Genomic DNA, 16,246 nt, shown 5'->3' with positions numbered 1-16,246 from the left:
CAGTTACCGATGCAAGCGGAATCGCGACCTTTACGGTCAAGAGCACCAAAGCCGAAGTGGTCACATACACCGCCGCAGTGACCGCCGATGCGGTCACCGTAGCACAAACGGCAAACGTAACGTTCCAGCCGGGAGCGGTGAACGCATCGGTATCGACAGTAGCGGTCTCGAAAGCAAGCGTAGGTGCAGATGGAGTCGATAGCGCGACCGTCACCGTAACGCTGAAAGATGCGAACGGTAACGCCGTCAGCGGCAAAAATGTAACGCTGGCGCAAGCAAGCGGCAGCTCGACGATCACGCCGAACAGTGCAGTGACAACCGATAGTAGCGGACAGGCGATCTTTACAGTGACCAGCCAAAAGATGGAAATCGTCACCTACACGGCGACCGACAGCAGCGATTCTATCCCGATTACACAGACGAAACAAATTACCTTTACCGCAGGTGCCGTAAATGCTGCACAGTCGAACGTCGCGGTTTCGAAAGCGACGGTGCTCGCGGACAATAGCGATAGCGCAACCGTAACGGTCACACTCAAAGACGTCAACGGCAATGTCATTAGCGGCAAAACGGTCAGTTTGACGCAAGGAAGTGGCAGCTCGACGATTACCGCGACCCAGGCAATTACCGATGCAAACGGAATCGCAACTTTCACCGTAAAAAGCACGAAAGCCGAAGCGGTAATTTATACCACAGTTACAGGCAATGTTACGCTAGTGTTGCATCCTGTATCAGTAACGTTTACACCGGGCATTGCGGATGCGGCCGTATCGACGATTACCGCTTCCAAAACAAGTGTATCGGCTAATGCTACAGATTCAGCGGTCATTACGGTAACGGTAAAGGATGCGTATAGTAATGTTGTGCCTGGTCGTAGTGTTGAACTGTTGCAAAGTACAGGCAGTTCGCTCATTACATCAACACCAGCTATTACCAACACTAACGGAATCGCCAGCTTTGTCGTTACAAACAGCAAAAAGGAATCTGTCACGTATTCCGCTCAAATCGCAGCCGACAATGTGACGTTAACTCGTACGGTGAATGTGCAGTTTTTATCGGACAATGCCAATCTTGCCTCTTTACAATTATCGGCGGGCGTATTGATCCCGATTTTCACACCAGCTCAGACAAGTTATATGGCTTCCGTGCCAAATGATGTATACCAACTCACCTTTACGCCAACAGCAGCGGATAGCAACGCAACGATTCGTATTAATGGCAGTACGATTTCAAGCGGTACAGCGTCCATTCCGATTAGTTTGCAAACCGGCAACAATACGGTGACGATCGAATTGATTGCGGCAGATGGACAGACGCGCAAAACGTATACGATTCAAGTGATGCGTGAGCCGAACAAAGACGCTCGTCTGCAAGCATTGGCAGGTTCACCAGTAGCAATCAGTCCGGCTTTTGATCCGGCGATTACGCAATATACGGTCAATGTAGCGAATCAGGTAAATCAATACAGTGTTCAGGCAGATGTGTACAATCCATTATCTACACTGACTGTAACCGGTGCTGTATATGACAGCAGTACGCAAAACTATGTATCCAATCTGCAAGTCGGTGCCAACACGATTACGCTGAAAGTCGTCGCCCAGGATGGACAAACCGAATCCGACTACACGATTACAGTCATTCGTGCCGATGCATTAACAGAAGTGAAGGATGCGCTGAATCTTTTGCAAATTGGCTATACCGGGACAGATACATGGGAATTTGTTACTGGTAATTTGCAGCTACCAACGGTTCAGAATCAACTTCCAGTCAGCTGGTCTTCCAGTCAACCACAGCTCGTACAAGCTGATGGGACAGTGATCCGTCCAGCTACGGCAGAAGGCACCGTTATTTTGACGGCAACGATACAGCATAATGGTGTGGCATGGAGCCGTACGTTTATCGTTATTGTCAAACCGCAAAACGTAAATATTGTCAAAACAGAACAGACACGCACCGTGCCGATCCGGATTGGCGAAAATAGTACGGATATACAGCAAACGCCAATTACACGCAAAACGCTGTCTGATGGTGCCACGATCGACAAAGTGGTAGCGAATTCTGCGCAATTGTCTTCAGCCTTGCAAGCGGCAATGAGCAACAATGAGAACAGCGTCCATGTTGTCATTAGCGACTTGCCTGCTGCCCCTGCGGATGAAGTGACGGCAGATGTTCCGATTGCCGCCTATGATTCACTTGCAGGTAAAGTAAATCTGAATATCGATACCGATTATGCGAGTGTCATCCTTAACAAAGCAACGTTGGAGCAAATGAAAGATGATGGACAAAGCTTGTTTTTCCGTTTTGTACCGATTCGTCAAACCGAGCAAGTATCGTTGTTAACGAAGCAAGCGCTGGACGATACACAAGTTCAGCAGGTGGCGAGCAATGCGTCGGTCAATCAAGTCGGCACACCGATGACGATTGAGACGAATTATAAATCGTACACTACGACATTGCTGTTCCCAACTTCCAAATTGAATATGCCAGCATCCAGCTCGGAACAAGCGGCATATGTATCGACATTGTATGTGTACATTCAGCACAGTGATGGCGAGATCGAGCTGCAACGCGGCACGCCACAATATGATAGTAAAGGCAATTTGCAAGGGATTGCGGTTCAAATTAACAAATTTAGTACATTTACGATTTTGTCTGTACAGCCAAAACGGAGTACATCAAACAGTGGAACGAATAGCGGAGGCGGAGGCGCAACCAACTCAGGTAGCGGTCAAACGACACCGTCAACACCGTCCAATCCTGTGCCTTCCACTACACCAGGATCATCAACGGCTCAACCGACAGGCACGCATAGCGCTTATATTAAAGGCTATCCAAACGGTACGTTTTTGCCTGCTAAAACAACGACTCGTGCTGAAGTGGCTGCGATGTTGTGGCGGATTATGCAGGCGAACGGTGCTACGGCAACTAGTACGCTGCGTGGATACAGCGACGTACCTGCCACACACTGGGCAGCCGAAGCGATTCGCGAATTGCAAGCGAAACAGATTATGCTCGGTGTGACAAGTGATCAGTTTGCGCCGAATCGTCCGCTGACACGTGCTGAGTTTGCTACATTGGCAGTGCGCTGGCAACAGCTTGCTCCAGCTACTAGCGATCTGTCCACCTCGTTCAAAGATGTGAACGGTCACTGGGCATTGCCAAGCATTACGACGTTAATGCAGACAGGTGTTGTGAAAGGGTACGAAGATGGCACATTCCGTCCAAATGCAGGTGTGACACGCGCTGAGTTGGTTACGATGATGAATCGTTTATTGAAACGAGGCCCGTTAACCGGTGTCACAACCGCCACTTGGAAAGATGTACCTGCCACGCACTGGGCATTTGGCGATATCGAAGAAGCATCATTGACGCATACGTATACGATATTGTCAGATGGTAAGGAGCAATGGAGCGGTAAATAATACGCTGAGCTAATACAGTAGGAACGATTTGTTCGAAATGGCATAGTAGCTTATGCCGATCAGTAGATGATGTCCGATTCGTAAATGGGCATCATCTGCTGATTCGAACAAACGTGTTCTGTCATATAAAACACGATATCGATGATGTACTACGGAAATGGGAGGCGACTGTATGCTCAACTTGACCGAGGCAACTCCTAACGATGAACCGTTTTTGTTTGCAGTGTACCGCAGTACGAAAATCGATGAATTTCTATTAATGAACGTAGCCGAGGAACAATTGCATATGTTGATGCATATGCAGTTTCGCGCCCAACAACTGTCATATCGAAGTCAATATCCATCAGCTTGTCACCGCATTATTCAGATCGGTAATAAGCAGGCAGGCTATATGATTACATATTATGAAAACGAACAAGTGCGGCTTGTGTTTATCGCCTTGTTGCCGGAATTCCGCAATCAAGGTTATGGAACATTAGTATTGAATCAGCTTCAGCAAACAGCGCATACGGTATCATTACAAGTTGCGCAACATAATCCTGCACGGCAATGGTATCATCGTCAAGGTTTTACCGAGTGTGCCTATGCACCTCCTTATGTCACGATGCAATGGCAACGATCCTAATTGCTAGATTGGAGAGGGGGCGAGGCTGGCAAAGCGAATCTGAAGCCTGGAAAATATGCACATCATGATAAGCATAAATATGGAATACACCCCCGATAAGTTGAAATGCTAGATTGAGAGGAGATCGTACGATGAGCGATCATTATGTTGGCGAGATTCGCATGTTTGCTGGATTTGCAGGACAACGGACACCAGCTGGATGGAAGTTTTGCGATGGTGCTACATTACAGATTAAAGACTATGAACTGTTATATGCTTTGATTGGCACAAGTTATGGTGGTGATGGCAGAACTACGTTTAACTTGCCGGATTTGCGTGGACGGGTTCCTATTCATACAGGCATCCAACCGGTCGAAAATATCAATTATCCGTTAGCTAGCGCTGGCGGTACCGAAACAGTTACATTGTTGGGGACACAACTACCGCTGCATACGCATAGCGTGAATGTTGTAAGCGGTGCAGGCAAAGCGACAATCGATAGCCCTGCCAACGCATTTCCGGCTACAGGTACGATTGAGAGTTATGATGCGTATAATGCGTCGGCGCAAAACAAAGCGATGAACACAGGCAGTGTTAGCGCGGTTGGTGGCAATTTGCCGCATGACAATATGCAGCCATTTCTGACGATTGGTTTTATGATCGCAGTAAGCGGTACGTATCCATCACCTAACTAAATGACAGATCGGAGCTGAAAACATATGGGCGACTATTTTCTTGGCGAAATTAGACTGTTTCCTTATGGCGTAATTCCAAAAGGATGGCTTGCTTGTAATGGGCAGTTGCTAGATATTAGATCGAATGCGGCGTTGTTTAGTCTGTTGGTGACAACGTATGGTGGAGATGGCAGAAATAATTTTGCTCTGCCTGACTTGCGTGGACGTGTGCCGATTCATCTTAGTACAACTATTACCGGCGGAGCCAAAGGCGGACAAGCGAATCATGTACTGACAGTCAACGAAATGCCTGCACATTCACATACGTTGAATGTGAGTCAAGATTCTGCCAGTGAAAGTTTTGCCGGCAGCAATGTGCTGGCGAAAACCGATGGCATTCATTCGTATGCATCTACCGCGCCTAATGCTCAGATGGCGTCCACAGCAATCGGAACTGCGGGTGCCAATGTAGCTCATAACAATATGCAGCCTTATTTAACGCTTAATTTTTGTATCTCGACTACAGGCATATACCCTCAAAGACCATAGATTAGTTATACCTATTTTGAGCGACAGAAAGGAAGCTGTTAAATATGGATGCTTATATTGGTGAGATTCGTTTGTTTGCAGGGAATTATGCACCAAACGGCTGGTTGTTCTGTAATGGGCAAGAACTGCCTGTTCAAACTTATCAAGGGTTGTATGCAACATTAGGCAATCAATTTGGCGGTACTTCACCGCGAACATTTAAGCTGCCCGATTTGAGCGGCAATGTGCCGATTCATCGTGGAGCTGGGCCTGGTTTGACACCACGCAATTTTGCAGATAAAGGAGGCGTGGAAACGATCACGCTAACGACTGCGCAATTGCCGAGTCACACGCATACCGCCAATTCGGCACCGCTGGCAACTTCGCCGGAGCCGGCACAGCATATTTGGGCAAATAATGATCGAGATGCCGATAATGTAAGTTATGGCACGACGATCAATGCAGCGATGAATGCGACTGTGCTGGGAGCAAGTGGGGGCGGTAAGGCACATACGAATATGCAGCCTTATTTGGGAGTGAATTATATTATTTGTTATGACGGCGAATATCCTAGTCCTGAATGATCTAGGTGTTGTTTCGCTTGGATGTGACCGCATCGATATGGCAACGGAGTGACCACAGCGTGGCATATCGTTAAGGTTAGATGAATAGAGCATCGATGTCATCCCGACTGCTTTCAACAAGTATACATATTTTAGCAACAAGATGCACAGCAGTGGGGCGTATGAGATGAAGCGGGATAGAGACAGCGATACAGCATCGTATTGCGATTGCAAATGGATGTTTTTGAGGGCAGCATCGTTGGCGATGCTGTCCTTTTTTATTAGGTTTTATGGAAATGGAGCTTGAGTGGTATTGGATTTGAATTTGTATCGATAAAGTAAAGCGATCGTGCAGAAACGATAATCTACAGCTCGCATTTGTAACGTTTCATGTAATCGTTGAATCAATTGCCTGAGAGTAAAGCGAAATGTTCGAGGCAGTTGGAAGTTTGTGTGCGAATTTTGTTGCGAGTACATCGTCAATAAGGTTGCTTGTGCCTACCTTATTGTATTAGACTGTTCAGCAACGACCATTTTCACTGAAGTTGTATACGCCGTGTTTGTGTATGTAAGTAAAGCTCTATTAGTAGTCCACATTGGAGTTTACAGTGAAGCAGGATCGAAATGTAGATCATTTGCTAACGTATGCACGGTTGGCGTATACCCTACAGGTAAAATGGTTGGATGAACTAGAGCTGATTTTGTGTCCGTTTTATTAAAAACGGTGGTGACACAATCTGAAGTACGGAGGGGAAACAGATGGAATTTCGTGAATTGCTGGATCAAAGCTTGGAGCGTATGAACGAGGAACAGAAAACCGATTTTATTCGGCAAGTCTGTCTGATTATGCACAATCGCAACAATTCGGATTTGATCGTACGTGCGAAGATTAAAGAGATTATTCAACGCTTTGGCGTGTATGAATAAAATGCTGGATCGCTTGGTGATCATCTGAACGGCATAATCGACAATCGGCAGCATATACGCTGGAATCGATAGCTAACCGAAGCCGTCAACAGATTGCGAAGTTTGCGAGTAGCCAATAAATGAGTATAGTGAAGCTTGGACGATCAATCAGGCATATACATCGTCTGTATACCATACAGACGGTTGTATGTGCCTGATTTTGTATGTTATGGAAGTGTGTGAAGGTGAATGTAACGTTTAATCAATAAAATTATACGTTTTTTAGTGAAATTATACATTTTTTATTGTAAACCAATTGTTTGCAGTAGTAATATATTACTATGTAGTTACAATCATTTATACAATCATATGAAGATGGGCTGTTAATTTGTACTGCTGTTTTGTCGATATAGTCGGTATATAGGTAGCTACAATTATAAACAGCTCACAACAGCTACAGTATCGTTTATGTATAAAGTTAAGTCATTTACTTAAACGAACCGTTACACAGTTACATATTCGAAATGTTCTTGGCTTGAATATGCTTGTTATCCTCTGAATGATCGTCTCTCTCCAATTTGTGTGCATTATTCCATGATCCAATCTGATTTGCCGCTATCCCTTACCAGATGGCAAGCCTTATCCCCTTCCCCAGTCGTTTATCCTGTTTGATTCGTATTTCTCATCATCTACAATCACCAAGTAACCGAAGGAGCAACAATATGAAAAAATGGCTATACACGTTTATGATTCGAGCATTATGTATGCTGCTACTCATCAGTACATTTCCGGGTGCAGCGCATATTTCTTATGCAGCACCGCAAACGATCAGTTATCAGAACATGGGATCACATGATAATCAAAGTGGCTATGTGCCTTTGGGTCAGTATGACCCGATGTTTGTTGGCTATACTAGCGCAGGTAGCCTCGTTCAGATGGCTTATGGGGAATTCCAGATTTCTCCAAGCGGTTTTCCAGCTCCAGGAAAAAAAGCGGTGTTACAAGTTAAAATCACCAATATGTATAACAGTGATCCGACTACTTTCCCGCCTTCGTTGAGCGTATGGCAATATACCGGCTCACCGACGTTTGATCCATATAATGGAGGTGGAAGTGATTCGGTATCATGGCCCCCATCGGTAGATTCGATGAGAAGTAATCTGACCTATAAGCTTCTCGGAACGCAATCTGGTGATCAGGTTAAAGCAGGAGCGACGTTGACATTCGATGTGGATGCGGCGGTTAAATCAGCGGCAGGAGGATCGCTGGTGCTTCTGTTCACCGGGCCGGAAGGGGCAAGTAAAAACGGTGTTAATCGCCTCGATCTGTATACGGCTCCGGTTTTAACGGAAGTTTCCTTACCAGCCAGTGCCTCACAATCGACAGTCGCGGTCTCCAAATCAACGGTAGCTGCGGACGGAACCGACAGTGCCAATGTGACGGTAACGGCGAAGGATGCCAATGGCAATGCACTGAGTGATAAAACGGTTACACTAGCGAAAGGAAGCGATAGTTCCACCATTTCCCCTGTTCAAGCCGTGACAGGTGCAGACGGGACAGCGGTGTTTAAAGTAACCGATACGAAGCTAGAGCAAGCGACCTATACGGCGTCGATTGCGGAGGACAATATCACGATTGCACAAACGGGTACAGTAACATTTCAAGTGGGCGCTGTCAGTGCGTCACAATCTACCGTATCCGTTTCAAAAGCAACCGTAAGCGCGGACAATACGGATAGCGCTACCGTAACGGTTACACTGCAAGATGGTGGCAACCATGCGATTAGCGGACAAGCGGTAACGCTCAGTCAAGGAAGCGGCAGTTCGTCGATTACAGCAATCCAGGGTACGACCGATGCTAGTGGAACAGCGACATTTACGGTTCAAAGTAAAAAAGCCGAGTCGGTCACGTATAGTGCGACAGCGAACGGTGTGACGCTCACAGGCACTGCCAGCGTCACGTTCCAGCCTGGTGCTCCGAATGTAGCGAACTCCACCATATCAATGTCCAAAACGAGCGTAAACGCAGATGGCATTGACAGCAGTACAGTGACTGTAACTGTGATGGACGCAAACGGCAATCCCGTTAGTGGTAGATCGATCGCTTTATCACAGAGCGGCAACTCGTCGATCACAGCAGTAAATGGGAACACGACGAATGCCAGCGGACAGGTAACATTCACGGTCAAAAATACCAAAGTCGAAGCGATTATATACACAGCAAACATTGCGGGTTACCCTATGGGGATTACGGCTAACAGTGCAGTTACATTTAATGCAGGCGCGTTAAATGATACGTCCTCAACGGTGACCACTTCCACACCTAATGTGTTCGCCAACAATTTCGATTACGCGACAATTAGCGTCACACTCAAAGATGCGAATAAAAATCCGATTAGCGGTCAGGCGGTAGTATTATCACAGGGAAGTGGCAGTTCCACCATTAGAACGATTCAAGGCACAACGAATAGCAGCGGTGTCGCCAGGTTTACAGTGAAAAGCACCAAAGCCGAAACGGTCACCTATACCGCTACGACAGGCGGTACGACGCTTACCGCAACAACTGCTGTTACATTCCGGCCGGGTACCATCAGTGCATCGGCATCCAAAGTGACCGTATCCAAAGCCAATGTCACAGCAGACGGAACGGATAGCAGCACGATTACGGTCACATTGACGGATGCCAATAGCAATCCGCTCAGCGGCAAAGTTGTAACCTTGGCGCAAGTCAGCGGCAGCGGCGGCGCGACGGTTACAGCGTCAAACGGCACAACGACCGATGCCAGCGGACAGGTAGTATTTACGGTTACTGGCACGAAAGTAGGAGCCGTAACCTATGCCGCCACCGACGCCACCGATAAAATCACCTTAACCGGCACCGGTGCTGTAACATTTATTGTGGGAGCAGTGAATGCGGCATTGTCCAATGTTGCCGTCTCCAAAACGAAGGTGATCGCAGACAATACCGATAGCGCCACGATAACGGTCACATTGCATGACAGTCAATCCAATCTCATTAGCGGCACAGCGGTCACATTGTCACAAGGCGATGGCAGCTCAACGATTACAGCTGTACAAGGTATGACCGATAGTAGCGGTGTGGCTACATTTACGGTGAAAAGCAACAAAGTGGAAGCGGTCAACTATACCGTTACGGCGGGTGGTATAACGCTTACAAATACCGCCAGCGTCACGTTCCAATCGGCTGTTGTCAGTGCATCCGCCTCCAAAGTGAGCGTATCCAAAGCCAATGTTATGGCAGACGGAACGGATAGCAGTACGATTACGGTGACGTTGACTGATGACAACGGCAATCCGTTCAGCGGCAAACATGTAACATTGTCGCAAGGCAGCGGCAGCTCGTTGATCACACCATTAAGTGGTGCAACGACGGATGCTAGTGGACAGGCGGTGTTTACGGTCACTAGCACGAAAGCGGAAGCTGTAACGTATACCGCTACCGATACTACCGACAATATCCTATTAACTAATACGGGTACCGTAACATTTAATGCGGGGACGATGAATGCGTTATTGTCCAGCGTTACCGTCTCCAAAACGACGGTGACCGCAGACAATACGGATAGCGCAACGGTAACGGTCACATTGCGTGACAGCCAATCCAATCTCATCAGTGGCAAGACGGTCACATTGTCACAAGGAGGCGGCAGTTCTACAATCAAAGCTACGCAGAGCACGACCAATGCTAGCGGTGTAGCTACCTTTACCGTAAACAGCACCAAAGCCGAAAGTGTCACGTATACGGCTGCTGTTGATAGTGTAAGCTTAAGTCTGCATCCGGTACCGGTCACGTTTACAGCGGCAGCAGCGAGTGCTTCCATGTCTACCGTGACGGTTTCCAACGCGAATGCGGCGGCAGACGGAACGGACAGCAGCACGATCACCGTGACACTGAAGGATACGAACAGCAATCCGGTGAGCGGTAAAGTTGTACAACTATCACAAGCTAGCGGTAGCTCGGTCATTGCGCCAGCGACTGCTATAACGACGAATGCTAGCGGTCAAGCCATCTTTATGGTGACCAATACCAAAGCCGAAAAGGTGACCTATACCGCAACCGATGTTACGGACAGCATCACATTGACCGGAACGGGCGCTGTAACATTTGCTCCAAGTTCGGTCAATGCGGCATTGTCAACAGTAGCAATATCCAAAAACAATGCGATCGCAGACAATACGGATAGCGCGACGATAACGGTCACATTACGTGATAGTCAATCCAATCTTATCAGTGGCAAAACAGTTACACTGTCACAAGGAAGCGGCGGCTCTGTCATTAACGCCACTCAAGGCACGACAGATAGTAGCGGTGTTGCCACCTTTACGGTAAAAAGCACTAAAGCGGAAAGTGTTACCTACACCGCTAGCGTTGGCAATGTTACGCTCAGCTTACATCCGGTACCAATCACATTTACAGCAGGCGCTGCCAGTGCGGCGCTGTCTAGTATTACGGTATCCAAAGCGAGTGCATCAGCAAACGGTGCGGATGCAGCGACCGTAACCGTAACGGTAAAAGACCAATATGGCAATGTGGTCACAGGTCAAGCGGTGAGCTTGCAACAAGGTAGCAGCAGCTCGCTAATCTCTCCTGCCCAGGCAACAACCGATGTGGCAGGACAGGCAAGCTTTACGGTTACGAATACGCAAGCGGGAAATGTTGTCTATACAGCGAATGCGATCACCGCCAATGTAACGCTTAGCGGGACGGTAAACGTTAACTTTTTGTCTACTAATGCTAATTTGTCGGCAGTACAATTGTCAGCAGGTGTACTCATTCCAACGTTCATACCAGCACAGACAAGTTATCTCGCTTCGGTGCAAAATGATGTGTATGACATCACCGTTACGCCAACGACAAGCGATAGCAATGCAACGGTTCGTGTCAATGGCAATATGGTGCCGAGCGGATCGGCATCGGCTCCAATCAGTTTGCAAACCGGCACTAATACGGTGACCGTCGATGTGATTGCCGCAGACGGGCAAACACGCCAAACGTATACGATTCAGGTGATACGTGAGCCGAACAAGGACGCACGTCTGCAAGCACTGATCGGTTCATCGGCTGCATTAACACCAGCATTTGACCCGGCGATTACGCAATATACGGTCAATGTGGACAGCAGTGTGGATCGCTATTCCGTGCAGGCGGATGTGTACAATCCATTGTCCACTGTGACGGTAACGGGAGCGACGTACGACAGCAGTAAAAGCACGTATGCAACGAGTCTACAATTTGGCACCAACACGATGAAGCTGAACGTAACGGCACAGGATGGACAAACTTCTACTATTTACACCGTGAACGTAATTCGTGCCAAAGCGCTCGATGAGTTGAAGGATGCACTTGATAAATTAGCGATCGGGTATACAGGGAATGAATCATCGGCATTTGTAAGTAGCGACCTGAGCTTGCCAACGATGCAAGATGGGCTTGCTGTTACATGGAGCTCAAGTCAGCCGCAATTTGTACAAGCTAACGGTAAGGTGACACGTCCTACCGCTACTGCTGGAGACGCGACCGTTACGCTAACGGCGACGATTACGCATAATGGTGTGCAGCTTAGTCATACGTTCCTTTTGATCGTAAGATCGAAAATTATGAGTATGGTCGTTGCTCCAACGACACGGACAGGAACGAATCAGACACCGATCACACGGATCGTGTTATCCGATGGCAGTAAAGTGGATACAGCTACCGTCGGAGCAGCACAGTTATCTTCCGCACTGCAATCGGCAATGCAAACTAATACCGGCAAAGTAAGTCTGCACTTTAACGATACGTCAAGTAATTCGGCAAATGAATTGTTAGTCGATATTCCGCGCTCCGCCTATAAGTCGCTTGCTAATAAAGTCGATCTGAATGTGGGCACAAGCGATGCACAGGTGACGCTGAGCAAAAGCACATTGTCCCAGCTCGAAAATGCTGGACAAAGCTTGTCGTTCAGCTTTGCACCGGTAGATCAGACGAATGAAGCTTCCGCAGTAACGAAGCAAGCGATCAACGATCCACTCGTGCAGCAGACGGTCGGTAACAGTACGGTGACACCGGTTGGCACACCCATCACCGTTGAAACAAATTACCACTCTTACAATACAACGCTTACCTTCCCGGCATCGAAGCTTAATTTACCGCCAGGAAGCGCAGCACAGCAGGCTGCTTATGCCGCTGGATTGTATGTGTATATCCAGCATAGTGACGGTGAAATTGCGTTACAGCGTGGTACCGTACAACTGGATGCCAATGGACAAGTTACAGGCATTGCCATCCAAATTAACAAATTCAGTACATTTACAGTACTGAATGTGCAAGCGAAGTCATCTTCCTCCAGCAATAATAGTAGTTCCGGTGGAGGCGGAAGCAGTAGTGGCAGTGGTACTAGTGGTAGCAACAGTACGAATGGAAATAATAGTACCAATGGAAGTAACGGTAGCAACACAACGCCGACGCCAACACCAAGCAGTTCGGCAACACCGGCACCATCTGGAACGACAGGCGAGCATCAAGCTTATATTAACGGCTATCCTGACCATACGTTCCGCCCAAGTCAAACGACAACTCGTGCTGAGCTTGCCGCTATGCTATGGCGCATTATGCAAACTAACGGTAGTCAGCCTGTTGCGAATACAGCGGCACGTTATAGCGATGTGCCTGCTACACATTGGGCATCCGCAGCGATTCGTCAGTTGCAGGCACAGCACATTATGATGGGGGCAGCGAGCGATCAATTTGCTCCGAATCGTCCGCTGACTCGCGCTGAATTTGCGACATTGGCGGTACGCTGGCAAAAGCTGACGGCAACAGGAGCCGACAATACGGTTTCATTTACCGATGTCAAAGGGCACTGGGCAGCACCAAGCATCGCCGTGCTCATCCAAATGGGCGTCGTAAAAGGCTACTCGGATGGCACATTCCATCCGAACAAAGGCGTAACACGTGCGGAACTGGTAACGATGATGAATCGCCTGCTCAAACGTGGGCCTTTGACAGGTATAACCACATCGAAATGGCAAGATGTACCGGTCACTTACTGGGCATTTGGCGATATTGAAGAAGCATCGCTAACGCATAAATATCAACTGCTATCTGATGGAGCGGAGCAGTGGGTCGGTAATTAATGGATCGACCATAATAAAAATCACAATACAAACAAGGCATATGCGTCGTCTAAGCAAGTTGTAGATGACGCATATGCCTTGTTTTTTGGGGAGTAGGTTGCTGACGAGCTTTAGAGTGGGTTGATGCTGTCCGCTTATGACTGTGCATCGATCGATCATCACCGGAACCGAGTGGCGTTGGCATATGTCGCTACAGCGCTATGAAAATCGCGGCGCACTTGCTGGATCGATTGCTGTCGTCCATAGTGAACACGATTGGTTAGCAATACGATGACTAGTTGCTGCGGTGGATCGATGTATAAGCTTGTACCTGTAAACCCGGTATGACCAAAAGCAGCAGGTGATAACAAGCCACCTGACACATCCGCTTCATCGCCATGCAGCACCCATCCTAAGCCGCGATGTACGCCTGGCAATGGAGGCGTTTGGCTTGCGATTGCAGAGCGCAGCAGATCAATAGTGGATTGTTGAGTCAGTTGGATCGGTGGTGTTGATGTCGGTTTTGGTATTGATGGTATTGATTGAGGCTCAGTCGGCTGATCATTATTCACAAATCGTGAATGATCGGCATGCTGATTCATAATCGTCGCCTCGGTTGCAGCCAGTTGTGAATGTGAATGTGAATGTGAATGTGAATGTGAATGTGAATGTGAATGTGAAGCTGTAAGCTGGCTGGCATCGTCTGGTGGATGGAGTGGTGGCTGTTGGTGTAATAACTCCATCGACGCAGCGGCTGATTGCTGTGCTGGCGATTGCTGTGTTTGTGATGGGTATGTTTGTATTCGATTGGGCGAATCGGCGCTTGGATTGGAAGCTGGCTTGGTGGATAAATCATATTGCCCATGTACGCTGCTTACAGGCGGATTCGTCGGTAGTAAAGCAGCATGTTCAAGCCATGCACAGTGTTGCTGCGGCACGTCTTCACTCACGGCTGCCAACCAGCTTTGCCCGTAAAGCAGCAGATCGCGTGCGGTGGCAAATAAGCCTGCATGACCGGCAATTCCTCCGAGTTGGCGCGCATTTTCATCGTGTACTATGCCATGCAGCCAGCTTTGGCTTGCCGTATCATATTCGGTGGCAGCGATGCTGGATCGAAGTGTTGGAGGCGGGCAAAATAAACTTTCGTTCATGTGCAGCGGCTGCCATAATAACTGTTGTGCACCTTCCATTAGCGTCATACCGCTCACTTGCTGGAACAGCCAACCGAGCAATATAAAGCCGGGATCGCTATATATACGTGCACTGCCTGGCGAATATGCCAGCTCCAATTTGCCAATCTGTTGGATCGCTTCCATCATCGTGTAGTGCTGGCTATGACAATCGATCTCAGCAGGCAAACCGGATGTGTGCGTCAGCAAATGGCGGATCGTAATAAATCGATGTGGAGGATGGCGAAGCTCCGGTATATAATTTGCCACCGGATCATCCAGTTTGATCTTGCCCTGCTGCACCAAAATAAGAATTAAGGGTAAAGTGACCGCAACTTTGGTGAGCGACGCGCAATCGTAAAGCGTACGCTGTGTAGCTGCAATGCGCAGCTCTGCCATATCGACCGCCCAGCCGCCAGCATAATGAAACGTTTGCCCATTACAGCTTACCGCAGCTACAGCACCAGGAATGCGCCGTTCGTAAATCGCCTGTCGCAGTGGTTGCCACAGATGATCGAGCTTTGCATAGCAACTAGCCGTTACAGACGCAGCGCTATAATCAACAGACTCATGGGGAGGATGGTTCATCGGTTAATCACTCCTTTGTGAGATGAACGGATAGATGGATCATATGAATCGAAATCGATATACAACGATGTTGTCAGCCGTTTGTCCCAACGAGAGGGCGGACAGGTGTATCCGATTACGATTTGATAATAAAAGATGTACATGGAGTCTAAACGATATGTTGGATTAAAATAACGTATTAGGTAGGGTGTGTACGCAAACTCGTATGCTGCGAGCCTCACTTCACTGTAGCAAGGAAATAAGGGTAAGGACAACTTTAGTATTTGCGGTTTCCAAACACGATGTGTAATGAAAAGAAGTTTCCGTACCGCAGTAGAGATACCCCAATACACCAAGTGTGTGTCCACACTCTAGTTAATATTTATTCATTGTAGAAGCTACACAGTATAATTCAAGTTTTATAAAGTGAAGTCCATCATTAGGTGATCATTCAATTTTACTACTAGGCTGACCAGCTTACATTCAATGACTGATTAACTGCATGTTATGAAAAATATATTAGAAGCATGACATAAAAACATCTCTGCTCTGTAACATCAAACTACCTATTTAACGTGGTCAAGCTACTACATTCACTTGGAAATGAACCTGGATTTATCATTAACATGACATAAAATATATCGGATCATCTTCATTTAGTACCTTGACTGCTTTCAATATTGGCTTTGAATCCACTA

Annotated in this window: 8 protein-coding genes; 7 read left to right on the top strand and 1 reads right to left on the bottom strand. The window is 47.6% G+C overall.

Annotated elements, in window-relative coordinates; all coding sequences use genetic code 11:
• The 7 genes from U1I11_RS19940 to U1I11_RS19910 all read left to right on the top strand — a co-directional run.
• A partial coding sequence (locus U1I11_RS19940; RefSeq protein WP_322907883.1) for an Ig-like domain-containing protein occupies positions 1-3,422 on the top strand: 3,422 nt, incomplete at its 5' end.
• A gap of 172 nt (positions 3,423-3,594) precedes the next feature.
• Positions 3,595-4,047, top strand: a complete 453-nt coding sequence (locus U1I11_RS19935; RefSeq protein ID WP_322907882.1) for a GNAT family N-acetyltransferase — start codon at positions 3,595-3,597, stop codon at positions 4,045-4,047.
• A gap of 131 nt (positions 4,048-4,178) precedes the next feature.
• Complete coding sequence (locus U1I11_RS19930; RefSeq protein WP_322907881.1) at positions 4,179-4,721, top strand: phage tail protein; 543 nt, start codon at positions 4,179-4,181, stop codon at positions 4,719-4,721.
• A gap of 24 nt (positions 4,722-4,745) precedes the next feature.
• Positions 4,746-5,249: a phage tail protein gene (locus tag U1I11_RS19925; RefSeq protein WP_322907880.1), complete on the top strand. Its 504-nt coding sequence runs from the start codon at positions 4,746-4,748 to the stop codon at positions 5,247-5,249.
• Positions 5,250-5,293: 44 nt separating this feature from the next.
• Positions 5,294-5,812, top strand: coding sequence for a phage tail protein (locus U1I11_RS19920; protein ID WP_322907879.1), 519 nt, complete (start codon positions 5,294-5,296; stop codon positions 5,810-5,812).
• Between the two features lie 738 nt (positions 5,813-6,550).
• Positions 6,551-6,718 (top strand): hypothetical protein, encoded by a 168-nt coding sequence (locus U1I11_RS19915; RefSeq protein ID WP_322907878.1) that lies wholly within the window; start codon positions 6,551-6,553, stop codon positions 6,716-6,718.
• A gap of 701 nt (positions 6,719-7,419) precedes the next feature.
• On the top strand, positions 7,420-13,833 hold the full coding sequence (locus U1I11_RS19910) for an Ig-like domain-containing protein (RefSeq protein ID WP_322907877.1): 6,414 nt from the start codon (positions 7,420-7,422) through the stop codon (positions 13,831-13,833).
• 158 nt (positions 13,834-13,991) lie between these two features.
• Here the strand turns inward: U1I11_RS19910 and U1I11_RS19905 are convergent, their stop codons facing one another.
• Complete coding sequence (locus tag U1I11_RS19905) at positions 13,992-15,569, bottom strand: serine hydrolase domain-containing protein (protein WP_322907876.1); 1,578 nt, start codon at positions 15,567-15,569, stop codon at positions 13,992-13,994.
• Positions 15,570-16,246: the final 677 nt, after the last annotated feature.

Origin of the sequence: Paenibacillus campi, assembly GCF_034659835.1 — a bacterium.
Classification (GTDB): Bacteria; Bacillota; Bacilli; order Paenibacillales; family Paenibacillaceae; genus Saccharibacillus; species Saccharibacillus campi.
The sequence above is the reverse complement of the archived record's forward strand: the minus strand, read 5'-3'. Positions and strand labels throughout refer to the sequence as shown.